The organism is Cellvibrio sp., from assembly GCF_039207905.1.
GTDB lineage: Bacteria > Pseudomonadota > Gammaproteobacteria > Pseudomonadales > Cellvibrionaceae > Cellvibrio.
In genome coordinates this window covers 31952-56435 of record NZ_JBCECX010000032.1, presented here as the reverse complement: position 1 = coordinate 56435, position 24484 = coordinate 31952, and the positions used below count along the sequence as shown (strand labels likewise).

The following is a 24484-nucleotide window of genomic DNA, read 5'->3' as shown; positions in this document are numbered from 1 at the left end:
CAAATATTGCAGAATCCACTCAGCAAGAGAGACATCATCTTCCACCAATAAAATAGTAGCTTGCGTTTTTTAATTGATATTCATCATTAATAAAGCCGCCAATGGGTTTTGCGGCAGGTGATAGCCCAAATATCTTTCAAATTGCTGAGAAACATAGGTTTAACCTAGAGGAACCCTTGAGTTTAACTGCAGTACAATCGACTTAGTGTACTGTCTCTCTCCTGCCCCTAAGACAACCTGCAACCAATCCACTCAACATCAGCAACAAAGCAAAATCTGCGCTACCTCCACCCTTTTTGGTTCCAGAACTTCCAGGTTGGCTGATGACAGGGGAGCTTGATTGTGAACTGGAAGAGATTGAACTCGATATACTGGATGACGATTCAGTCGAGCTTGATGAATGTGTGCCAGACGAACTCGAAGAGCTTGAGCTTGGATTAAGCGGTGTAGTTGTTAATTGATTATTGTCGTCGATACGATAAATGACTTGATTTACCACTAAACCGGGTAGCTGTAATGCATCACCAAAATCCCAATACAAATTACCCTCGGAATCTTTCAGTTTGTCCCACCCCTCATAAAGTGGTTGGCCATTTGCGCAATTATCCGTTGCGGTTGCGCACTTTAATGCAGGAAGTTTTACGGCATCGGGTGCTGCTGTTTTATTAACGACTCCGATTGCAAAGGCACCGGTTGATGTTGTGTTTTCTGGCCCACCAATAATTCCACTGACATAGGAATATCCGTTCACCGTGCTACTGGAAAATACGGCATTAATATTTGACGCTGACGCATAGCCTGCTATACCGCCGGTGTTTTTGGTTGGCCAGTCATCAGGAGTCCAATCACGTTCGGTTTGTACCTTACCAAGCGCCAAACTGTTCGTGATGGAGCTGTCATATAAGCTTCCAACCAGCCCGCCGGTAGAGCCATTCAAACTGGTGATACTCCCGGTAGAAAAACATCCTGTAATTGACGTATTGGTAGCAGAGCCTGCCAAACCGCCAACTATACTAAGCCCTTTAATATCCATTAGATCCCCGGTTAATCCGAGATCGCGTACAGTGGCATTTTCCAGTTTGCTGAATAAACCCTGGAAGTAACCATCTTCTCCAGCATAAAGACGGTCGATCATTAAGTTACGAATGACATGCCCATTACCATCAAATGTTGCTGAGAAAAACATTGGAACCCAACCTGCTCCACTGTTCCAGTAGATGTCTTTGGAATCTAATTTACCGTCAGCGTTGGTATCAAAATCAAGATCTGTTTTTAATTCGTACCCATTACATCTTGCTTCGGACACTCCATCAATTAATTGTATAGGGCAACCAGAAGAATCGATGGTGCCTCTAGCATTCATTTGTCTACCAGTGCCCATGGGATTATTACGGATAGCGTTGAATTGTGCCCAAGTCGATATGTCAATTAAACCATTGGAATCAGAATCGGCATTATCGACTTGTGTATCTAATACAAGACCCGAACTGTTTTGGCAGGTTGCATCACAAGAGCTATTCCACGCATCTGGTTTACCATCAGCATCCTGATCAATACTGGCTGCTGAATTGTTGGGGAAATGATCGAGTTTTAATCCTGTAGCGGTTTGGCAGGCACTGTCACAGCGAGGGTGAAAACTATCTACAGCGCCATCTCCGTCTGTATCTTTACTTGTTGCAAATGAATTGGGCCAAAGGTCATCGGCGTTAAAAGTTCCGTCACCATCATTATCTCTGTTGGTTACGTCATTTATAACCAGGCCGGGTAATTGATTAGCGCTACCAAAGTGCCAGTGACGATGCCCCCCCCAATCCTGATAGAGAATTTTACCAGAGACACAGCTGGTATTATCCGCAGTAATAGGGCATTGCAACTGAGTAAGTGTCAGCCCAATTCCTAGTTGATCTATTACGGGGGGAGATTGGGTTTGTGCCAGCCAATAATTGGGGGTAAATGTTGTCGTTCTGTAGGATGCACCCAATAGCTCCCCTACATTGGTATTCCCAGTGAGATAGGCTGTAGAAAGCGAAGCGGAGAGGTTACTGTCTATTGCATACCCAATGATGCCACCAATCTCAGAGTCTCCCGTTACTATCGCGCTGGAAAATATTGCCTCTAGCGTGCCAGGCTTCGTTTGACCCACCACGCCACCAACATATCGTTTCGATCCGTTCACAACTCCACCTGTAAAACTTGCGGTAATGATGCCTCCCGACATAAAACCCACAAGACCGCCGACGTAAGACCGCCCACTAACGTTGCCAACAGAGGAGCACCCACTAATCTTGCTATCGTTTGCCACAGCTGCTAAGGCTCCTGTGACTGAGGCGCCGGTGATGGACATCAGTTCTCCACTGAACCCCAAGTTGCGAATTGTTGCACCGTATAAAGCACCAAAAAAAGCTTGGTTATTGTTGTTCCAACGATTAATCATGAGGTTGCGGATGAGATGTTTGTTGCCTTCAAAGATTGCTGAAAAAGGCTGCTCAGGAGTTCCTATGCTTTGCCAACCTAAACCGCTGTTCCAATAGGTATCTTGGGCATCCAGCTTTCCATCGCCATTGGTATCAAAATCCAGGTCGGTGGTTAATTCAAAGCCGCGACAACCATTCACGGGGCAACCAAGGCTACTTCCATAAAGTGCTTTTCCATCTAAATTATTGTTGATGGCAATGACATCATCCCAATCATTAATCTCAATAAGACCGTCATTATCAAGATCATAATCCAGACGACCATCAGCAGCGAAAGAGTACAATGAAATAGAAATAAGTAGGCCGATAGCAAAGGTTTTTATAACGCGATTGATGAGGGATTCCAATTTAAGCTTTCCATGACAAAGTTGAATAAGTGAGGGGGCACTTTACCAGCGATCAATTCCCCAACCAAGCCCAACAGCAGCAGTGATAACAATAAGAAATAACGAGAAAATAAGGCGTTGCACAATTACTCCCAAGCCTCTGGTGAAAATAAATAGCCTTTGGCCCACACCGTTTTGATTCGATAAGGCTGCTCGGTATTGTCGAGCAATTTTTTGCGCAAGCGGGAAATACGAATATCGATTGAGCGATCAAAACCATCGTATTCAATACCGCGCAATTGATTGACCAATTCCTCGCGGCGAATCACCTGCCCTGCATGGCTGGCCAACAACCAGAGCACATCAAATTCATTAGCGGTGATGGGCACCACTTCATCGCGATAAAAAACGGCTTTTGCATCGCGCAGGATTTTTAATTGCCCAAAACGCAATTGGCCTTCGTTTGCATGTTGCTCTGAAGGTTCGCGCCGCAACAGCGCTTTGATACGCGCCAACAGCACACGCGGGCGCACCGGTTTATTTAGATAATCATCGGCGCCCAACTCCAAGCCGAGGATTTCATCCGTCTCTTCACCACAGGCAGTGAGCATCAAGATGGGACCGGAATAAAATGTACGCAACTCGCGGCACAAATCAAAACCATTTTTATAAGGCAACATAACATCCAGAATAATTAATTCCGGCGGATGTTGTTTTACCGCAGCAAGCACCTGATCACCGCGATCAATATGGCTTAACTGATAATTGTGGCCGCGCAAATATTGCAGAATCCACTCAGCAAGAGAGACATCATCTTCCACCAATAAAATATGGGCGGGGCGAGATTGAACAGCGTGGGCATCCTGAGTCATAAATAAGCTACTAAAAAAGCCGCCAATGGGTTTTACGGCGGGTGTTGGCTTTGTATACCCAGGCAACATCAATTTGCATTTCTGCTACCGGAGTTTTGTTGTTCATACTGACCAGTTGCAATTGCACGGGCGAATCACTGGCAAAGGCATAACGGTATTCACCCGAGGCTTGCGCTTGCCAACAATGCAATGGTTCTTGCGCTTGTTTTTGGTAGATACAATATTCACCGCTGCGATCAGCATGCCAGTACAACACAATATCCTGATAACACACTTGCCCCTGGTGCAAGGCAACACAGCGGTTAGGTTTGGATTGCAACTGCGCGATGGGCGCCTCTGCCAAGGTTTGTGCGTGAACGGAAAAAACAAACACGCTTAAACAGGTGCTCAATAATAATCGCCTGAGGAGTGATCGCTGACGAACTGCACAACTATCCATTTGCATCTCCGCCGCTAGAACACGTAACTGATTGCCGTGGCGATCATCTCACCATGATCATCAACAATGAGCGGACTCTTGGTGAGCGCAGAATCTATTTGCGTACGCCGGATAAATCCACGGAACACCCAGCTCTCACTGATAGGATAAGTCGCTCCCAATTCAACGATATAAGACATTCCACCAGACGCGGTAAATTCCGGAAATTTTTCCGATGCTTCATCTGCATCAATTGAATAGTAATAATCCATCACTTCCTGGGTGCGATAAGTTGCGCCCACAATCGCATGGAAATTTAAATTACGATGCTGCCAATGTCGCGCCAGTTTTATCGAATAAACTTCACCTTCGTGGGTGCTGACAATATCTTTTAACGCATGCACTTGCAGAATGTAATTACCAAGATACGCAGTGCCGCGTGGACCGAGCAACACATCAAAGCGGCGGCGATTTAAACCGCGATAATCTTTGCTGGCATCTTCATCCATTTCATCGTGATCAGACAGCCCAACCAGATCGACTGCCCAATTATCGCCGTTATAAAAATTGTAACCCGCTGAAAATTGTTCCAGGCTTTGCGAAAACATCTCCACAAACCAGCCGTTGTATTGATAGCGTGCGCTGATATCGATAAACGCTTCGGCGTGAACTTCACCTTGTTCATTACCTTCCGGCGCGCCATAAAAAGGGCTGGTAAATACTTTTAATCCACCGCCGACTTCAAGATAACCACCGTTACTTGAATCTGGCCCGGACGCACCTTTGCGCACCTCACTGGAAAGATCGCCAGCAATAGCTGCCAACGGAAAGCATATGCATGCAAGCATCAATGCGCGCAAAAAATAAGGCATAAGCAAAAAACCTGTCACGGAAAAATTGTTATTTAAAAAATAAGCGACATCCCCACTGCCGGAATCACACCCAAACCAACTTCATCTTCCAACTTAACATCCTGTGGCGATTGGGTGCGTTTGTAATCGAGCCGGCGGTCGGTAACATTGCGTCGATTCAGCGCGTTAAGAATATCAATATTGTAAGTGCCGGGATAACCCCAAAGTGTCATTTCGCGTTTAAAGCGCAAATCCAGCCGCGCATAGGTTGGCAAATTTTCCGAATAGGGTTCACCGTACACCGGCAAAATCCGATTTTCAAAATAAGGATTGGGTTGAATACCCACAATTGGTGTAATCGCGCGACCTGATTGCAAGGTCAAACGCGTGCCCACATCCCACTTCTCGCTCAACTGATAATTCATTACCCAATTCAACACCAGTGGTGTATCCAGATAATAATCCTGCTCAACATTGGTCAGCTGATTAGTGCGCGTACTGCGCGACGCACTGATCGCCAACCAACCGTACCAACGGTCGGTTAAACCTTTGTTAATAAATAAATCTACACCGTAAGCCTCGCCTTCTACATTGTTGGTGTAGAGCGGTTGGTTATTGTCGCTAAGGCTACTGGCAAGCGGTAAATCATCCATGGTTTTGTAATAGGTGGTAACCGACCAACTCCATTCATTTGCCAACTCGTGTTTGATCCCCAAGGTGTAATGATTGGATGTGGGTGATTTCAATTCCGTATTGCCGATTTGCGGAAATGTTTTATCAATATCCGGTAAACGATTGTACGAACCCGCAGAAGTATTGATCGTCCAGTTATCGACAAACTCCCACGCCAGCGCCATACGCGGATGGGTAAATGTTTCATCAGTAAAGTCGTTGTAATGAACCTGCGCGCCTACATCCAACGCCAGTGCATCGGTAATGGCCCAGTGATCATTTAAATAAGTCGAATACTCGCGAATAGTGACCTCATCATTTGCTTCCACCAATTCGCCACGGCGCAATTCGCAATCGGGATCAAACTCGGTACACACATAATTAATAAAACGAGCGTCGTAACTGTATTGCGTTTCGTGTCCCTCCACTCCCATCGAAAAGGAATGGGAATCACCCAACAGAATTGAGTAATTAACAAGTGCATAAACGTCTTCGGTGGTCATATCGAAAAAATATTTCTCGCCGCCCCAAAAGGTATCGTCCTTTTTTTGATAGTGCCCGATTTGCATATCCAACTCGCTACCGGCACCCGCTGCAAACTGCCAACGCAAACTTTGGTTGTTAAATGCATTTTTAATTTTGGCATCGCCGGCGAAATCAGGCTCTTCCAACACTTCTGTTGATAACTCGGTAAATTCCGCTGCCGCCAAATCAGTTGCGCCATTTGCATTCAGGGTCAGCTTGTGGTTGTCACCGATGCGATACTGGTATTTAAATTGGTAGTCGGTATCTTCGGGAGCATCCTGTACTTTAATACCGTCTTCTTGCTCGGCTTCGTCGGCATCAAAAAAATATTGCAACAAACTGCTGCGACCCGACAAATAAAAGGCCGAGTTTTCACTCACTTCACCTTCGACAAACACACCCGCGCGCAGGATGGAAACATCCACTTTGGTTTTTAATTCCTGCGCTTTGGGATCGCGCAATTTGATATCAAAAATACCGCCGATGGCGTTGCTGTAACGCGGGCCAAATCCCGCTGAATACAATTCAAAATCCTGGATAATATTTTCATTAAAAATCGAGGTGGAAAATGCATGGAATACATAAGCAGCAGGCGCACCATCTACCAGATAGCGATTGTCGCTCGGCGACGAACCGCGCACCGCCGGGGCACCGCCGCCATCGCCTTCACCAATTACGCCCGGCAAACTGAACACCGCCATTAGCGGATCGCCCAACGAACCGGGAACATCAATAATTTTTTGTGCATTTTCGGTAATGACCGAATAGTCACTTTTGCGCCCCAGCACCATGACCTCCGCCACCGCGGGCACTTGCGCGCGAGCAGGCTGCGGATGACTGGAGGACGAGCTTGTATTTTGTTGCGCGTCCGCTGGCTCACTTGCCGTAGCCGATACACACATGAGCGCGAGCAGGCATCCTTGGGATACAACGAGGGGGAGACGCATGGCAGTTTCCTTTTTAAACCGGGCACAAACCTGCTCCGGGCAGGTAGAGAGAGTGCACAGCCTAACAACAGGGGGCCAGCATGGCTGTAACAGTGCGAATGCGTCTGTATCAGTCTGTAACAAGTGATTTGCGGTGTAACTGTTTTTTGCTATCGCCAAACCCGGTTATTGTTGTTGCTCATTATTGTTATTGCCAAACCCGGCTTGACGGCAGGACGAGTTATCAAAACAGTCTAAAGAAGTCGCCGCCAGGTTAATTAGAGCGCCTATACTTCTTGAAAACAGGTGCCTACAACGATGAAATTTCTCAAACCTGCCGCCCCGGCAACAACTGCCAAACCGCTGCGAATCAAACCCTGGAAAGTCGCGATTATCGATGACGAAGAACAGGTGCACGCGGTTACGCAACTGGTATTGAAAAATACGCTGGTCGATGACCAGCCCATTACCTTCCTCAATGCCTACAGCGCGGAAGAAGGGCTGCGTTTATTTCAGGATCACCCCGATATCGCGCTCGCCTTTATCGATGTCATTATGGAAACCGATGATGCAGGCTTGAATTTAATCCACCAGATCCGCAACCAGCTGGAGAACCATTTAACACGGATTGTGTTGCGCACTGGCCAACCGGGAACCGCACCGGAAGAAACTGTAATTCGCACCTATGACATCAATGATTACAAAAGCAAAACCGAATTAACCGATACCAAATTAAAAACCTGCGTCTACTCGTCTATCCGTTCCTACCGCGACATACTCACCATCGAAACCAGCAAACGCGGGATGCAAAAAGTGATTGCCGCATCCGATTCCGTATTGCGCAGCCAAACCCTGCATCAGTTTGGCAATGCCATACTCGCGCACACGGTGCAGTTGCTGAATATCAAAACGGCGGAGATGTATTTGGTCAGCCAGCATGTGGATTTATTTGGCGATGCAGAATTAATCCTGCTCGCCGCCACTGGCGATGAAGTCCGGCTCAATAAAGAATGGGATACCGACGTTCTGCCCGCGGAGGTAAAAAGCGCGATTATCGATACGCTGAAACACAAGCAGTCCAAAGTGACTGAGGATGTTTTTATCGGTTATTACCATACCGATGAAAATACCCAGAGCGTGCTCTACACGCGCTTCCACGAAGAACACAACTCACTGCAAGATGAAATCCTGAAATTATTTGCCGCAAACATCACGCTGATTTTCCAAAACCTGCACAGCCGCGAACATATCCAGGAAACACAAATTGAATTGTTGCTGGTGTTGGGCGATGCAATTGAACAGCGTTCCAAAGAAACCGGCTCCCACGTGCGCCGCGTCGCGCTCATGTGCGAACTGATGGCGCTCAAGCTGGGACAAAGCAGCGAATACGCTGAAATACTGCGTCACGCATCACCGCTGCATGACATTGGCAAGATCGGTATACCGGAATCCATTTTGCACAAACCGGGAAAACTGGATGCCGACGAATGGGAAACTATGAAAACCCATGCGCAAATGGGTTACGACTTATTAAAAGATTCCACCCGCACCATCGCCAAAATGGGTGCACGCATTGCGCTAAGCCATCACGAACATTGGGATGGCAATGGTTATCCCAACGCATTAGCGGGCGAAGCCATTCCGTTAGAGGGGCGCATAGTCGCGCTCATTGATGTGATTGATGCCTTAGGCTCCGAGCGCTCCTACAAAAAGCCCTGGCAAGAAAACGATATTATCCAATACATCCGCGAGCGCAGCGGCAAACAATTTGATCCGCGCATGGTTGATGCGGCACTGGAATTATTTGATAACTTCCGCGAAATTCGCCTCAACCTGCCCGACCACACACATCATTAAAAAATCAGCTGACGAATAAAGTATCTATTATGCCTAAATCGCTGTACGACATTTTGCTCGATGTTTCCAAATCCGCCATGATCGACGAAGGTGATCTACAAACAGCGGGCCTACTCATTCTCACCGCCGCTATCCATGGATTAAATATTAATCGCGCCGGCATTTGGCTGCTCACCGACGATAAAACTGCGATCCAGGGAAAAATGTTAATCGATGGCGATGATTGCACTATTGATAGCGACATACTTTTATTGCGTGCGGATTATCCAATTTATTTTTCCAGCCTCGACAGCGAACGCGCCGTAGTCGCCAATTATGCGCAAACCGATGTCAGTACTTCCGAATTGAGTGCAAGCTATCTAGCACCTCTTGGCATTACCGCCATGCTGGATGCTCCTATTCGTCATCGCGGCCAAATGCTCGGCATTATCTGCTGTGAACATCAGGGAAGTACGCGCGAATGGGATAGCCAGGAAATCGCATTTGTTAGCGCATTAGCCGACACCTATGGTCGCGCTATTAGCGCCGCGCAGCGCAATGATTACGAGCGCCAATTAAAAGAAATCAATGAACAACTCGAACACAAAATTAATGACCGTACCAATGTTTTGCAGGATGCATTGCGCAATTTAAATCACACCCAGGCAAAACTGATCGAGAGCGAAAAACTAGCCTCACTCGGGCGCTTGGTATCGGGGCTTGCACACGAAATTAATACCCCGCTTGGAGTATCCGTAACCTCTTCCAGCCATTGCGTTAGCCAACTCGGCTTGGTGAAAAAACGTTACAAAGATGGCACTCTTGATGAAGACGAATTCGCACAATTCCTGAATGACCTGGATGATGGTTTGGGGCTGATTAATAACAACCTCAACCGCGCCGCCACATTGGTACAAAATTTCAAATTATCCGGCGCCATCCACACCGCTAATGAAGAGGAACAATTTGAACTGCGCGCCTGCATTGAACTCACCTTAAAAAGTTTGCAACCACTGCTGAAAAAAAGTCAAATCGACTGCGAACTCGAACCGGGTGAAAACATCACACTTAACAGCTACCCCGGCGCCATCGCCCAGATTATTACCAACCTGATTACCAATTCGATTCACCACGCGTTCGATCACACCACCGACAAAAAAATTCGCCTGCACCTAACCCAAACACCCGAAAAAATTACCATCCACTATCAAGATAATGGCTGCGGCATCGCCGAGGATATCCGCCCCAAAATCTTCGAACCCTTCTTCACCACCGCCCGCCGCACCGGCGGCTCAGGCCTTGGACTTTCAATCGTCTACAACCTCGCCACCCAAAAACTCGGCGGAGAAATCCTGCTGGATGCAGACCAAAGCAAAGGGGCGGGTTTCCAAATAAATATCCCTACCTCCTAACAATCTATCTTCTCGAACGAAATATCCACAGAATCCTATATGCAAACTTGATCTAGGTGGATTTGGGCGCTATACCTTCAGTCTGTCACTGAATCGCCACCCCTTGGATCGCTTATGCCCTTACCCAAGCCGCATTATCTTCTGGCTGCCTGCATTGCAGTGGCAGGGCCGGTGGCATATGCGGATGACCGGTCTATGGAGCATTTGCTGGATCTATCGCTTGAAGAATTGATGAATCTGGATGTGCAGGTGGGCGCGCGAACGGGTGATAAGCGCCTGCGTAATCACAAGCTGCCGGTGGATATTATCAGCGCCGACGATTTGCGCCGTACCGGTTACGGCGAGCTGCCCAAAGCGCTCAACCATCTGGTTTCATCCTTCACCTACGAATTCGCCACCCTTGATGACCTCACCGATCACGTACGCCCGTTTTCGCTCAACGGTTTGAAAGGCGATCAGGTGCTGGTACTGATTAACGGCAAGCGGGTGCATCAGGGTGCTGTTATTGATGTGAATGATTCGCAGAATTTTGGCAGCTCATCGGTGGATATCAATCTCATTTCAATTGAAGCGATCGAGCGCATTGAAATCCTGCGCGATGACGCATCGGCGCAATATGGTTCCGATGCAATCGCGGGTGTTATCAATATCGTACTGAAACGCGGCCCAATCAATGAAGCAGTAGTTACTGCCGGGCAACGACAAGCGGGCGACGGTGAATTATTTTCCGGCAACTACAATTACGGCAACGATAAATTATTTGTCTCGCTGGAGTACAAACACAAATCGAATTCGAACACCTCCGGCCTCGACCGGCGCGATTATTATTTTGCGGGCGATGCACGCAACGGCAATTATCGCGTTACGCACAATTACGGCGATCCCCTCGCGCAAAGTTTGAGCCTTACGTTTAATGGCGAAAACTTTTTTAATAATTCGCATTTGTATACACAAGGAAAATTGGTTTACAAAGAGAGTGAAGCGTCCGGTTTCTTTCGCCGACCTCAAGATGACCGAACGATCCGGGCAATTTATCCCGATGGATTTCTTCCTCTCTTAACCCCCAAACAAACTGATTTATTTACCACCCTCGGCTATCGCGACACTAGCAACAATTCAAGCATCGATATCTCCAACACCTTTGGTTACAACCAAATGAACATTCGCGTGGAGAACAGCATCAACACCTCCCTTGGAATTAATTCACCCACTGAATTTGATGCGGGCAAACTCGGCTTTTGGCAAAACACCTTGAATGTCGATGCAACACAAATATTGGCTTGGCCGAGCGAGCAACCACTTAACCTTGCGTACGGTGGCGAATATCGCCATGAAGAGGCGCGTATTAGTGCAGGTGAATGGGCATCCTGGGTTGATGGTTTGGTGCCGATTCTGGATGGACCAAACAGTGGTGGTGATACAGTGGGCGGAGCGCAGATGTATCCCGGGTTTTCGCCCGCGAATGCCAACGAATCCAATCGCGATTTGATTGCACTCTATGCAGAAATAAATCATCCGCTTAGCGAAAAAGTCGAACTCGGAATTTCTCTGCGCGATGAATATTATTCAGATTTCGGCAATACCTTGAATGGCAAGTTGCTGCTGAATTACACACCATCCAATAGCATCAATATTCGCGCATCTTTGTCGTCGGGTTATCGCGCTCCTTCCCTGCAGCAAATGAGTTACTACCGCACGGCGACCAGTTTTAAGGTTGAGGCAGACGGCAGTACCGTCGCGCAGGAGAACGGCACATTTCCGGTCGACAACGAAGTGGCAAAACTTTTAGGCGCGCAAGATTTAAATCCGGAAGAATCACAGCGCACGAATATCGGTGTGACCTGGCATCCGGTTAACGCATTGCAAATGAATCTGGATTTTTTCCAGATCAATATCGACGAGCGAATTATTTTGTCGGGCGACATCGACAACAGCACGCGTATTCCTGCCGCCGCGCAGGCCTATATGACGGCGAATAATATTTCCTACGCGCGTTACTTTCTTAACGGTGTTGATACCAGCACCCAGGGCTTTGATGCATCGATAAAATACAGCACGCTGGTTTATGCCAACGAATTAAATGTAAACGCACAATTTCATTACCAACAAACTGAGATTGAATCCATGGATGTGCCGCAGCAACTCAATGCATTGGCAGATCAGGTGTTTGATCGTTCAGAGCAGGAGCGTTTGCAGCATTATTTACCGGAAAATAAAGCGCTGCTATCTGCAACTTACAGCCTGCGCGATTGGACGCTACTCGCCCGCGCCAACTATTTTGGCAAAGTGCTTTATGTCGCCGCAGCCACTGGCCCAGAGCAAGATCAATGGTTCGGCGCCCGCGTCACTTACGACACCGACATCACCTACCAACTCAACCCGGATACCAGCATCACCGTTGGTGGACACAACATCTTCGATACTCGCCCCGAGACTCGCACCACCAGCGCGCCCTTTAATGGCGAGGGCAATATCCTCCAGTACCGCGGCATCAGCCCGTTCGACTACACCGGCGCCTACTATTACCTCCGCCTGCGCACCGGTTTTTAACATCCAACCAGCTCCCGACGCGCACCTCAACGCTGGCATCTACTACCCTATCCGCCTACAATTCCCACCTTTGCCTTTAGATGGTCAATTGCGACCCGAGAGCCATGAGTTCATCGCTGATTCCTGAACGTCCACTGCTAATTTCGCCCTCCCTCGCCGCCACTATCGGGCTGGAAGAGGCCTGTATGTTGTCGATTTTGGGCGATATGGCGGCCTATTTACCGCTCACGCCCGCCAATGGCCGTGAATGGCTGGATCTGGACGAAAGCCGCATCGCCCGCGCTATGCCGTTTTGGACTGATTACGATGTGCAGCGCATCAGCCGCAGCCTGCGCGATAAAGGTATTATCCTGCTCGCCTCCGCGCCTTATGTGGAGAGCCGCCGCCTGACGCTGGCGTTTGATGAATTGGGCAAAACCGATAACGCCCCGCTGCCAGTGTCTGCACCGACACAGCCGACAATCAATACCGGCGCCACTTTAATCGCGCCCTACTGGCAGCCTGATCAGGAGTTGTTGCGGCAGATCGCCCAGTACAACATTCCCGCCGAGTTTGTTCGCCAACAGGTGCCGGAGTTTGTGACTTACTGGCGCGAGCGCGGCGAAACCAATCATTCATGGGGCGCAAAATTTTTAAAAGATGTGCTGCATAAATGGCGCTCTTACGAAACGCAAATCGCGCGGCAACAGCGCGAAGAAAATGAGCGACAAGTGCGCGACCGGGATACCGAATTCCTCAAGCGCGATTTGGAAACCGCCATGCACAGCCAGTGGCGTCCGAGCAAAGATGCACTCGAAGTATTGGTGAAACACGCCGGCATCAGCCTCGCCTTTGTGGAAGATTCGATTCCGGAATTTGTGGTCTATTGGCAAGAGCGCGGCGAAGTTGGCCGCACCTGGAACAGCAAATTTATCCAGCACGTAAAACGCCAGTGGATGCGCTATAGCTCGGCGCTCGAACACGACACAGAACCCAAACGTATTCCCGAAAATTGGAACCCCAGCAAAGATGTCTACGACGTTTTGAAACTGGCGAATATCGATTTGCAATTTGCGCAGCAGCAAGTAACGGAATTCGTTTTATTCTGGCGCGACAGCAATCAGGTTTACGCCAGTTGGAATACCAAATTTTTGCAGCATGTGAAATATCACTGGGCCAAACAACACGCATTAACAACCGTCAATTCGCAGCAGGTTAATCAGCATGCAGGACAGCAACTCACTCATTCATCAGGTCGCACAAGAGATAGCAGCCTCGCAGAACAACTCAACGACCGCAGCTGGGCAAGCTAATCCTCATCAACAGGGACAGCAGCGCGCAGAGCAAGAACGCCCTACACCGGGCGATGGCCACATTGATGCAATCAATCAGGTGTTTGCGCTGTTCCGTATCAACTATCACAACCAGTATTACGCTGCGTTTAAAGATACCGAGTTGCTCAATCAGGCGCGACGCCTGTGGTTAAACTCGCTCGCTCAATTTGCGCCGGAAACCATTTTGCGCGGCGCACGCACAGTGATTGAAGAGTCAGAATATTTACCCACACTGCACCGCATGATTCGCGCTTGCCAGGGCGATCCAAGCAAAATCGGTTTAGTAGATGCACATCAGGCCTATGTTGAAGCCTGCCGTGCGCCTAGCCCTAAAGCGGCGCATAACTGGAGCCATCCAGCGGTGTATCACGCCGGTTGCGCGAGCGATTGGTATTTTCTCGCCAGCAATTCTGAAAAAATCGCCTTTCCGATTTTCGAGCGTCACTACTTAAAATTGTGTGAGCGAGTGATGAACGGTGCAGTGCTACCCGCACCGAATATTCCCGCTCTGCCCGAGACAATTGAAACACCGCTCAGCAAAGAAGAAAACGTCAAGCGCATGGAAGAGCTGCGCAAGCAACTCGGCTTGTAATTTTACAAGCCGCACATAATTTCCCTCCCTTTTATTTTTTGGTAACTCGCTCCATGAACAAAAACGCTTCACAGTGGCTGCTTGGTTTTTTATTGGTCTCTTTCCCACTCGCCACTTTAGTGCTCGTGCTCGCCCTTGCCACTATTCCGGCCAAACAGGTCTTTATGGATCAGGACGAACTCACCAGCAGCACACTGCTACCCGATTTCGCCGCTATCGACCAAACACCGGAGCGCAAAGAACAATTCCTGAATATGTTGCGCCCGCTAATCGACGAAAAAAACGCAAAATTATTAAAATCCCGTGAACGTTTATTAAAAATCAAAGCCGAATGGGAGGAATCACAAACCATCAGCGGTGTTAACCAGCGCAACCTCGAAAAACTGCGCGCCAAGTTTCATGTCACCTATGAGACTTATCCCGAGGATGACAAAGCCGTCGATATTTTATTGCTGCGTGTAGATGCAATTCCGCCCGCGATGGTGATGGCGCAAGCGGCAGTGGAATCAGGTTGGGGCACCTCGCGCTTTGCCGAAGAGGCGCACAATTTGTTTGGCCACTGGTGTTATAAAGAGGGTTGCGGCATAGTCCCGAGCAAGCGCCCAAAGGGAGCCAAACACGAAGTTAAGAAATTTAACAATGTTGAGGAATCGCTTACGGCATACTTCAACAACATTAACACCCACAATGCCTATCGCCCCTGGCGACAATTGCGCGCCCAGTTGCGCGACGCCCCGCAACAGTTCACAGGTAGCGCGATGGTGGCAGAATTGGGCAAATATTCCGGTCGCGGCAGCATGTATATTCATGAATTGCGCACCGTTATACGTACGAATAATCTGGAATAATGCGCAGTTAAAACATTAATAATCACGACAACATCACACAGCAAGGAATACTTATGTGTAAACGATTGGCTCTAATTATCGGCGCAGCGGGCTCCATTGCCAGCTTCGGCGCCATGGCAGAAGCTCCCTTGGCGTTTCATGTATCAGGACAACCGGTTTACACCAAAATCAAAACCGGCGGCGAAAGCTTTTCCCCTTCACTGTTCCAATTCAAAGCTGACATCGAGGTTACCGACGGCCTGCTTGATGGTATCGGAATCCAGGGTATGGTTGCGGCGCCAATCAGCGATGATAAAGCGACGGGTATAACACTGGAGATCGCGCAGCAAAGCGGTGTCTACATCACCCTTACCAATCCTGAATACCAACCGGATGATGTGAAGGTCAGTGTTCTGCTGGGCTATGCATCAACCGAAATCGAAACTGTATCGACCGGGCTTAATGCCAAACACAAAGATACCTTTTCTGATTTCAGCTACGGCATTTCGTTGCAGGATCGCATTATAGAAGGCAAACCTTTCTACTGGACCCTCGACTACATCCGCTACTTCAAAGATGATGATTTACGTATTGATGGCCTCGGCCTGGGAGTTACTTATGCGTTCTAAAGGAATTAATTACTCACTCGCACTGTTCATCAGTGTTGGCGCACTTGGCCTGACAGCCTGCGGTGGTGGTGACGGCGACAGCGCACGCCTCGCACAAACCGTTGATGCGAGTAAAAATGATGTAATAGATACTGCTATAGCCGCTAATGATGGCTATGTTCATATTAAAGGTTCTCGCCAATTCGACTTAATTGGCAAGAAAAAAGATGGTAAAGAGATCAATTTAAATAGTAAGGCGACCTGGACACTCAGTGATAAAACCCTCGGATCAATCAAAGATGGCTTATTCACCGCATCAGGAAAAGAAGGTAATAGTTTAATATTAACTGCGTCCTATGCAGGTATCCTAAAAGAACAACAGATTACTTTATCGAACGCTAACTTGACCGGCATCGAAATTAGCCACCCCGTCGGCCTTGTTGATGTTTGCAAAAATACCCAGTTCATCGCCAAAGCAATATTTAACGATGGCAAAGATTATGACTATCCGTTGACCTGGGCCGTTGATGCCGCCAGTGCATCACTCGCCAGTTTTGCCGATACCAGCAAACCCGAACTGAGCACCAAAAAAGCGGGTGAAATCAAAATCACAGCATCAGGAAAAGACAACACCGATAAAGTTGTGCCGTCAAACGAGCTGCCTTTTTCTATTTCCAAATCACTGACCAAACTTACACTGGCATCCAGCAGAGACCTCAGTATGCGCCAAGGCCAAACGGCCACAATTACCGCCACCGGTGAATACCAAAATGGTACGACTGCAACTATTACACCGAACGTATCCTTAAGCAGCGACAACACCAGCGCGCTCACCGTCAACGCAGCTACCGGTTTAATCACTGCAGTAAGCGGCAGCCAAAGCGGCACCAATGTGAACGTGAAAGCAACCTGCGATGACATTGAGCAAACAATCGTTATAAAAGTGCTGAAGCCAGATATAAAAACCATGGAGATCGTGGGTGCAAACTCTGACACATCAACAGAGAGTTTGTCAGTTTCCGTTGGTGGCACTATTACACCACGCGTCAAAGTTACTTATGTCGATTCAACTGTGGCCGCTGAAATTTATAACGCCAACGATGTCGCATGGGCAATTGATAATACCTCATCAGAATACGACACTAGCAATATCACTATTGATACGGCTACTGGAAAATTAACGGTTAATGACGATCTTAGCCTCGTATCCAGTTTAACGCTTACCATCAGCGCCCGAATCAAAAACTCCAGTGGCGGTACTGCCACCGGCAGCGATGGAGCGGAGCTTAAAGACACCATTAGAATTACCATCAACCGATAGTAGATCCAACAAAACTATCGATAAAAAAACAGCGGCAATTGCCGCTGTTTTTTTATGTGCTTATAAAGAATATTCTGCAACCAATTCACGCTCTGGCAGGGTATAAATTTTTATTTGATATGCACCTGTAATTTTAGGATGCACAATGTTGTAAGCACTCTCATTGACAAACGGAACAGGGATAACACCCGCATCAAACTTCCGCAAACTAACACCCTGCTCATACAAAAGTGCATCACCGTCACTTAGAATCTCAACTGAAAAATGACTCTCGCCCGTAACGGGAGGCACAGTCCCTTGCGCATTGTAATGTCTTGTTGAATCCAATTGATGCACTCCGTTTTTAACGACGATCAAATGGCTTGTCCATTGCTCTGTTTTTGCAATCGAAGAAACCTTAGCTTGTGAATTTTGTTTAGCCGCCACCGAGCTAAATTTATGCAATGTCCATGAGCGTTCAAACGTTTTATTAACGCCATCATCGACAAATTGATGAGTTATAGGATCGATAAATGTATTAAACGCTCTATAGGCATGGGGGTTCTTTATTCTCCCGGTGAGGTCAGTCAATACCACTTTTATCGAATATTGTTTTTCCACAACTTGCTTTTCATCGACAAAAATTTTTGCCTGATTGGCATACTCAGTTAATTCAACACCATTGAGAAACCAGTTAACTCTGGTTAACGACTTATCCCACTCGCGAGAAATGGATACTTCAGCGAGTCCAACTTTATAATTAACAGCCGCTGAAGCCAGTAAACCCAAGGCTTCATAATTAGCCAGCGCCCATGTCTCTTCATCCACCGGACTTGGAGGCGCTGCAGGAACCCTCATCAGCGAACGATAGGCCGGTCGATAATAGCGATCTGAATAATAAAATGCCCCAAGAAATGCACCAACCGAATTATGGTCCCAGGCTTTCACATTCTGCCCTGGCACAATTGACCAGTCATTAATCCAATGAGACCAGGGTATAGATTTCGTATTGCTTCCGGAAGCTGATACATTGGGATAGATGCCTTCGCTGTATGGTGAGCCAGCATTCCCTGCGTCGGTATACTCATCTCCCAGTTTCGCATGGCTATGCCCCAGCTCATGAAATAAAACCCGGCTATCGTTAAATACATTCATCGTAATGGGGTGCCCACCTGACGCCCTGAATTGACGTCCATCCAGAACGATTAGCTTAGTATTCGCAGAAACATATTCACTTACGAATCGACTGAAGTAAGGCGCATCAGCAGCCCAAACATCGCCATAAGCTTTCAATTTTGCTTCCCCTGCAGGTTTTATAACAACAAAGTTCCAGTAAGGTTGAAACGCAGTAACAAGAGGTTCGCGCAAAAACTCCAACAAATGCCAATTAATCCATTCGGAATATTGTCCATCAGAGACATTGTCCGTTCTCACAAGAACAATAGTTTGCCCAGGCCTGGACTCATTACCGATAAAATATTCAATATTGCTTTTGCGGATGACCATTTGAAGCGCAATGGGAAAATTTATTTCGCGTGCACCATCAAGCTGGGTATATAAAATATTATGTGTCCCTGCCAATGTGATTGCAGGAAGAATTACCTCAAGATAATTTTCATGCTGTTCAAACGCCAACAAAGCTCCCTCAAAATACAGTTTGGTACTACTATCAGGAGTAAGCGTTATGTTTTCATCGGGATAAGCAGGAAATGGAATACGTAACACGTCTCCCGCTGCATAAGCTTGCTTTTCCGGAAGATAAATACGGGGCTGCAAATCCACAATTGGATTCACTTCAACAATAAACTCTATTTTTTTTGAGACCGTATCGTTTTCATAAATCCAATAAGAAAACCTGTCTTGTCCGTAAAAATCTGTTTTGGGTGTGTAATAAATAGTATTACCGAGAGACTCTGACCAACTACGCCCCCCCTCCTGAGTTGTATAGTGCGCATACGCAGATATCAAAGCACCCGGCCCCGCATACCCACCAAGACGGATATTTGCATCGAGTTCAATAATCAGTGGTTTATCTTCATCTGTAACAACATGGCGCTCCACGACAACCACCACCGAGCTCGCGGCGGAGGATTTTTGACTGAGCGATGAGCCAACAAAACTGGCAGAAGATAACGATGATTTTGTAGAGGAAATAATTTTCTTCGAGCTTTGACCGGAGTTAGATGATTTGGAAGATGATCCACCACCACAGGCGGACAATAAGAGAAGACAACTGAAAAAGACAAAAATAACACGCATAGGCAATCCCTCTACCAACAACTGGAAGATAACGAAAAATTTAGCCCACACAAATAAGAAGGCTAATCCTTGTAGGTCCACCCACCATTTTTATCAGTCACCAACCATTGTTGGGTATACCAATAAAAACGACCTTTTTCTCCAGAGTAGGCGGTGCAGTTGTAGCGTGTTCTCCCTGGTGCCAGAGCCTGTTTAGCTTGTGCCCAGAGTTTGTTATCAATCATTTCTACAGTAATAGCGCCCTGCTCGGTAGCAAAGCAATTAATTTTTTTCGTTATGGCAGCGCCATCCAACTCCAACACTAGCCAAGGTTTTTCACCCGCCTTAACGATAATATTTTTTTGTTCGGTTTTTTTATCGCTGTAAAAGGATACTTTTTTTGTTGGCATCGGCCGCGTGTTTACTTTCATAATGAAATCATCTAATTCAGTAAAGCTGCCGCCAAAGGGAAAGCGCGGCACAGATTGCAAATCGCCTTTTTCATACAACACACCGGATTGCTGCCCAAATGCTATGTAGCCAAGCTTTTTGGCGATCTGCTGTACATCAACATCGTACTCGCCAAAAGGGTAAGCCAATATCTTTGGAGCAGTGCCAATTTCCTGCACAATTTTTTCCTGTGCACGCGTAATTTCGACCGTAATACGCTCACGCCATTGAGAGTTACTCTCGTTGTTTTCCCGGCGCGGTAAATGATTGTGTTTGGTGGTGTGATTGGCGATAGTCACGCCGTTTTTCGACATCTCACGCAACTGATCCCAACTGACGAATAATTTAGAGGTACCGACGGAATCCGTATTCACAAAAAACGTGAACGGCCAACCACGTTTTTTTAAGCGGGGATAAGCGGAGTCGTAGACCGAAACATAAGAGTCATCAAAACTGATCGCCACTGTTTTATCCGGAAGCGGCTCGCCTTTGCGCAGTTTTTCGGTAAGTTCCAGCAGCGGTACTACTTTGAAATTATTTTTTTCCAGATAATCCATCTGGGCTTCAAATCGCTCAGGGCTAATACTGGTCGATTTTGGTGTGGAGTCACTTACATGATGATATAAAATGACAACAGCAGCCTGCGCTCCGCTCATCAGAAAAAGACCAAGCGAGAAAATAAATGCACTAACACACCGTATCACTAGATATATTCCTATCGAATATTGATATGAGCGGCGCCTTATTGCGCCGCACGAATTTCAAATGGAAACTCTGCAGTCTGCTGGTCGCGTGCAATACTGAATTCAATCGATGCAGGGCGCTGTTTAACCGGCAATTCAACTTGATTAACACCTTGGCTACTGCGTAACTCGGCTGCCTGACTTATCACCGCGCCAGCATCATCCAGTGCCGTGATCGCCATCAACTCAGAAAAGCTGCCGTGAATATCAAATAACAAGCGCCCGGATTCCCAGCGCGATAATTTTAATGATGAACCGGAGCCATTCCACTCCATGCCAAACTGGAACGGAATTGGAATAGCAATGGGCTCACCGGGCGCTAAAAATACCAACTTGCCCCAAAGGGCAACAGTATCACTCACACCTAACACTTGATCGCGCAATTCTAATTGCCCACGCAACCAGGGCTGGGTAGGATCAGGATGGTAACTGCCTTCACTCCATGAGCCGCCCTGATGCTCTAGCGACACCGGCACTTGAATATCAACCGCATGCAAGTTGCCTGAGGAGTCTTCAACTTCGGTGATCACCAAGCGGGCCGCACTGAGCTGGCGAGTCAATGGATGCTGGTTGCGCAAATAAATATCGGCAACTAACAATAATTTTTGTTCAAAGATATTCAATTGATTTACAGCAATTAACGCGGGTCCCGCTACCGTTGTTTGCTGCGGCGTTTGGTAAGGATATTTCACATCCGTTGGAGGCGAGTCCTGCTTTAGCGCTTTTAATTTCTCCTTATTCAATAACTCCGGTGCCGGCTTATCCTGGGAAAACGTTTTTTCCGGTGGTTGGATCCGACCAAAGCTAAACGGGTAAATTTTCTTTTCTAACTTACCAGCAACAATAACTTCTGCAGCAGCCACCTTGCCTTGCACGTCAATAGTCGTGACTTCTCCCGCACCCAAAGTATTTTCACTGCGCTGGGTGTTGATTACCGCCAACACTTTGGAGTCTGCATTGAGGGCATTCACCTGCAAAAGTGCCTCAGTGTTTCCCTCTTGCTGAAAATACAAACTGCTAGCACCGGCAGAAAAAAAACGCACCTGTGTATTGTTGCTATTAATAGATTTTCCTGCGAACGGAGCACTTACTAGCAAGCGCTCTATTTTTGTTGGCAGACGATATTCAATTTCACCCTTAATCGCACCAATACTGGCGAGATTAATATTAGCCGGGAGAATTATTTTTTTTGTACCCTGAATCCCCAGATAACTTTGTGATTGCCCCTGATCAAAAAAAGAACCTTCATACACAGCATTTACATTTGCAACTTGCCGCACGCCATTTGGAGTGCAAGAGGGCTGTGCAATTAATGACTGGTCTTGATGATCCACAATATCGGTAATACGCAACTGGATCGCGTCAGCCTCTTTGCCAAGGTTGGGCAAATTAAACGCGCTCACATCAAGATTGATAACAACACCGTCAGCAGTTGCTTCAATACTGCTAATTCCCACCCCAAAAGGTCCGGTAGTCGTTTGTGAGACAACGGAACTATTTAGATGTTTGGATTCAGCGAACTCCGGCAATTTTGTTGAAGCAAGATCAATAAAAGCACGCGGCTTTTCTTCAAAACGTTCCTGCTCAATAACGGGGAAATTATTGTTGATGGGTAGTAATTGGGCAAAAAGAGATTGTGTCCAAACCTTTATATGTTGCTGCACCTGCTCATCAAAAAAAACTCGCGCTTGTAGCTGCTGTTCTGTCTGATTGAGTTTCATCCGTTCATAAAGCGGTAAAGTTTCCGGCCAATCTTTGCCAATAGTATTTTTTACATTACCAATCATCTGCACCAGATTATCTTTGGTCGCACTAATAAATTGCGGCTCAGCGCCCACAAGAACAGCGGAAAACTCCAACGCGGGGGGAAGCAGGCGCGGCGCGAGGCCGAGATAAACACCTTTCACTTGCGAAGGATTGCTTATCGCTAATTTATTTAACATCGCGACTGTAGAAGGCTCATTGAATTGCGCGGGGTTAAACATTGCTACGCTGAGCATTTGGCCCGCACTGAGTCGTTGCCAATCCGATAAATCCGTTATCGCTGCTGCAGCGGCATCCAAACGTCCGCGGAATGCGGCAACATGCTCTGGAGCGCCAAAAACTATGCGGTCAGATTCAACCACCGCCATCATTGCCGGATGCTTTTCGCAGGTGTTGGCATCAACCGAGGAAAAAACAATTTGTTGCGGCGTATCCTCATCGATTGAATAATTTTTTTTAACCCAGTCACGCACTTTTTCAGTATTAAAATTTCCGCTCAACACCCACAGCGGTTGAGTTTGATTATTGGAGCGATATGCAGCAATCCATAACTGTTTTAATTGCTGTGAAATATCAACGCCGGACTGTTCCAAACTGCGCCAAAAATTGGCGTCGGGTGCAGGCAAATTTTTCATGCCCGTGTCTTTTTGCAAAACATCCGGCAGCTGCTGCAACCTTTGCACATCAACATAGGCCAGAGCATAAAGCGATTCAGTGGCCAAGGCAGTAGCGATTTTGTCCGCATGAACAGGGGCTGATACAGCAGTCCACAGCGGGCGTTTGAGCCAAAGAATAGTGGAAGCGGTGGCCGCAATCGCCACCAGGATCACCAGCATGCCCCACAAAAATGATGACTTATGCCAATTCACATCGACATATTCCTCATCTAGCAGCGCATCATTTTCACCACCCTTTTCTTTCGCTGAAGATGAGTCACCATCATCAAGATCAGATAATTTATTTGCTGTCGAATTTTCTGCTACAGAAACAGTTTCGCTTTCAGGCTCTATATCAGTTTGCGAATCATCTTTATCGACATCGCTATTTCCGCGCTGAAACTCACCACTCTCGGGCACATCAACAGGAATAACTGGTGGGGGCTCAGATACTGCTATATCGGCAACAGTTTTTTCCTCTTGCGGAGAAAATAATGCACTCTCCGCTGCCGACTCTTCGGCAGGTGCGTTGCTATTTTTTTGCTCCGGCAAACTGGCTGATAAAATTGGCTCGGAAGTGATGGTCTGAACATCGACAGAAGCCTCACGTACAACAGGCGCTGTAGGTTTATCTTTTGGAATTAAAGCATCAGTATCGGACAATGTTGCTACAGCAGGAACCCGATCAGCCGCTGTCACTGCGGAACTAACTGAATTAATTGCAGGATTAACAACCTGCTGCAATTCACCAGAGTCTTCACGCGTGACTATTTTCTTCACTAACAATTGCCGTGGAGGCTCGTCCTCATCGACCTCATCATCCAGGCTATGTAATTCCAACTCTAACTCGATTTGATCGGCAATATTGTCAGCGTCAGGGACTGCAATATTCACCACATCAAGATGCACACCTGCATCGAGGAAAGCTGAGCGCCACTGTTCTACCTCGATCTCAGTCTCAAGGATTTTAATAACGCTGGTGCGCCCGGATAAAAAAACCAAACGGATAGTTTTTGGTTTTAACTGGAGCAATTGCGCCAAATTCCCCAGGATCTGATCCTCATCAAATCCTGCAACAAATTGGCTTTTGTAGATAAGCTTGTACACAAAAACTCCTTCAGTTTTCAGAGC

Annotated in this window: 16 protein-coding genes; 8 read left to right on the top strand and 8 right to left on the bottom strand. The window is 47.2% G+C overall.

Annotated elements, in window-relative coordinates:
- Window positions 1–202: 202 nt before the first annotated feature.
- The 5 genes from AAGC78_RS17010 to AAGC78_RS16990 form a co-directional block, all read right to left on the bottom strand.
- Complete coding sequence (locus tag AAGC78_RS17010) at window positions 203–2821, bottom strand: GLUG motif-containing protein (RefSeq protein ID WP_435785297.1); 2619 nt, start codon at window positions 2819–2821, stop codon at window positions 203–205.
- 125 nt (window positions 2822–2946) lie between these two features.
- Window positions 2947–3672, bottom strand: a complete 726-nt coding sequence (locus tag AAGC78_RS17005; protein WP_435785296.1) for a response regulator — start codon at window positions 3670–3672, stop codon at window positions 2947–2949.
- Window positions 3673–3682: 10 nt separating this feature from the next.
- Window positions 3683–4063 (bottom strand): DUF3019 domain-containing protein, encoded by a 381-nt coding sequence (locus AAGC78_RS17000; RefSeq protein WP_435785295.1) that lies wholly within the window; start codon window positions 4061–4063, stop codon window positions 3683–3685.
- 62 nt (window positions 4064–4125) lie between these two features.
- Window positions 4126–4962, bottom strand: coding sequence for a MipA/OmpV family protein (locus AAGC78_RS16995; RefSeq protein WP_435785294.1), 837 nt, complete (start codon window positions 4960–4962; stop codon window positions 4126–4128).
- 32 nt (window positions 4963–4994) lie between these two features.
- Window positions 4995–7085: a TonB-dependent receptor plug domain-containing protein gene (locus tag AAGC78_RS16990; protein WP_435785293.1), complete on the bottom strand. Its 2091-nt coding sequence runs from the start codon at window positions 7083–7085 to the stop codon at window positions 4995–4997.
- 297 nt (window positions 7086–7382) lie between these two features.
- On the opposite strand from AAGC78_RS16990, the gene AAGC78_RS16985 reads away from it, so the two are divergent.
- The 8 genes from AAGC78_RS16985 (at window position 7383) to AAGC78_RS16950 (ending at window position 17523) form a co-directional block, all read left to right on the top strand.
- Window positions 7383–8921: a DUF3369 domain-containing protein gene (locus AAGC78_RS16985; protein WP_435785292.1), complete on the top strand. Its 1539-nt coding sequence runs from the start codon at window positions 7383–7385 to the stop codon at window positions 8919–8921.
- 29 nt (window positions 8922–8950) lie between these two features.
- Window positions 8951–10312, top strand: a complete 1362-nt coding sequence (locus tag AAGC78_RS16980; RefSeq protein WP_435785291.1) for a sensor histidine kinase — start codon at window positions 8951–8953, stop codon at window positions 10310–10312.
- 114 nt (window positions 10313–10426) lie between these two features.
- Window positions 10427–12862 carry a TonB-dependent receptor plug domain-containing protein gene (locus AAGC78_RS16975; RefSeq protein WP_435785290.1) on the top strand — a complete coding sequence of 812 codons (2436 nt, stop codon included), beginning with the start codon at window positions 10427–10429 and terminating at the stop codon, window positions 12860–12862.
- Between the two features lie 104 nt (window positions 12863–12966).
- Window positions 12967–14154, top strand: a complete 1188-nt coding sequence (locus AAGC78_RS16970; protein ID WP_435785289.1) for a DnaT-like ssDNA-binding domain-containing protein — start codon at window positions 12967–12969, stop codon at window positions 14152–14154.
- Window positions 14066–14767, top strand: a complete 702-nt coding sequence (locus AAGC78_RS16965; protein WP_435785288.1) for a replication protein P — start codon at window positions 14066–14068, stop codon at window positions 14765–14767. Before AAGC78_RS16970 ends, AAGC78_RS16965 begins: the two co-directional genes overlap by 89 nt.
- Before the next feature lie 53 nt (window positions 14768–14820).
- Complete coding sequence (locus AAGC78_RS16960) at window positions 14821–15615, top strand: glucosaminidase domain-containing protein (protein WP_435785287.1); 795 nt, start codon at window positions 14821–14823, stop codon at window positions 15613–15615.
- Window positions 15616–15668: 53 nt separating this feature from the next.
- Window positions 15669–16223, top strand: coding sequence for an outer membrane beta-barrel protein (locus AAGC78_RS16955; protein WP_435785286.1), 555 nt, complete (start codon window positions 15669–15671; stop codon window positions 16221–16223).
- On the top strand, window positions 16213–17523 hold the full coding sequence (locus AAGC78_RS16950; RefSeq protein WP_435785285.1) for a hypothetical protein: 1311 nt from the start codon (window positions 16213–16215) through the stop codon (window positions 17521–17523). The genes AAGC78_RS16955 and AAGC78_RS16950 overlap by 11 nt, the downstream gene beginning before the upstream one ends.
- Before the next feature lie 60 nt (window positions 17524–17583).
- On the opposite strand, the gene AAGC78_RS16945 is transcribed toward AAGC78_RS16950, so the two are convergent.
- From AAGC78_RS16945 to AAGC78_RS16935, 3 genes are all read right to left on the bottom strand, one after another.
- Complete coding sequence (locus AAGC78_RS16945; protein ID WP_435785284.1) at window positions 17584–19761, bottom strand: hypothetical protein; 2178 nt, start codon at window positions 19759–19761, stop codon at window positions 17584–17586.
- 62 nt (window positions 19762–19823) lie between these two features.
- Entirely contained in the window at window positions 19824–20846 is a 1023-nt protein-coding gene (locus tag AAGC78_RS16940; protein ID WP_435785283.1) for a polysaccharide deacetylase family protein, read from the bottom strand.
- Window positions 20847–20932: 86 nt separating this feature from the next.
- Window positions 20933–24460: a hypothetical protein gene (locus tag AAGC78_RS16935; RefSeq protein ID WP_435785282.1), complete on the bottom strand. Its 3528-nt coding sequence runs from the start codon at window positions 24458–24460 to the stop codon at window positions 20933–20935.
- Between the last annotated feature and the right edge of the window lie 24 nt (window positions 24461–24484).

Coding starts and splice junctions, on each gene's coding strand:
- AAGC78_RS16960 (WP_435785287.1), top strand. CDS start 14,821: ATGAACAAAAACGCTTCACAGTGGCTGCTTGGTTTTTTATTGGTCTCT.
- AAGC78_RS16965 (WP_435785288.1), top strand. CDS start 14,066: ATGCAGGACAGCAACTCACTCATTCATCAGGTCGCACAAGAGATAGCA.
- AAGC78_RS16995 (WP_435785294.1), bottom strand. CDS start 4,962: ATGCCTTATTTTTTGCGCGCATTGATGCTTGCATGCATATGCTTTCCG.
- AAGC78_RS16955 (WP_435785286.1), top strand. CDS start 15,669: ATGTGTAAACGATTGGCTCTAATTATCGGCGCAGCGGGCTCCATTGCC.
- AAGC78_RS16970 (WP_435785289.1), top strand. CDS start 12,967: ATGAGTTCATCGCTGATTCCTGAACGTCCACTGCTAATTTCGCCCTCC.
- AAGC78_RS16945 (WP_435785284.1), bottom strand. CDS start 19,761: ATGCGTGTTATTTTTGTCTTTTTCAGTTGTCTTCTCTTATTGTCCGCC.
- AAGC78_RS16940 (WP_435785283.1), bottom strand. CDS start 20,846: ATGAGCGGAGCGCAGGCTGCTGTTGTCATTTTATATCATCATGTAAGT.
- AAGC78_RS16975 (WP_435785290.1), top strand. CDS start 10,427: ATGCCCTTACCCAAGCCGCATTATCTTCTGGCTGCCTGCATTGCAGTG.
- AAGC78_RS16985 (WP_435785292.1), top strand. CDS start 7,383: ATGAAATTTCTCAAACCTGCCGCCCCGGCAACAACTGCCAAACCGCTG.
- AAGC78_RS16950 (WP_435785285.1), top strand. CDS start 16,213: ATGCGTTCTAAAGGAATTAATTACTCACTCGCACTGTTCATCAGTGTT.
- AAGC78_RS17005 (WP_435785296.1), bottom strand. CDS start 3,672: ATGACTCAGGATGCCCACGCTGTTCAATCTCGCCCCGCCCATATTTTA.
- AAGC78_RS16990 (WP_435785293.1), bottom strand. CDS start 7,085: ATGCGTCTCCCCCTCGTTGTATCCCAAGGATGCCTGCTCGCGCTCATG.
- AAGC78_RS16980 (WP_435785291.1), top strand. CDS start 8,951: ATGCCTAAATCGCTGTACGACATTTTGCTCGATGTTTCCAAATCCGCC.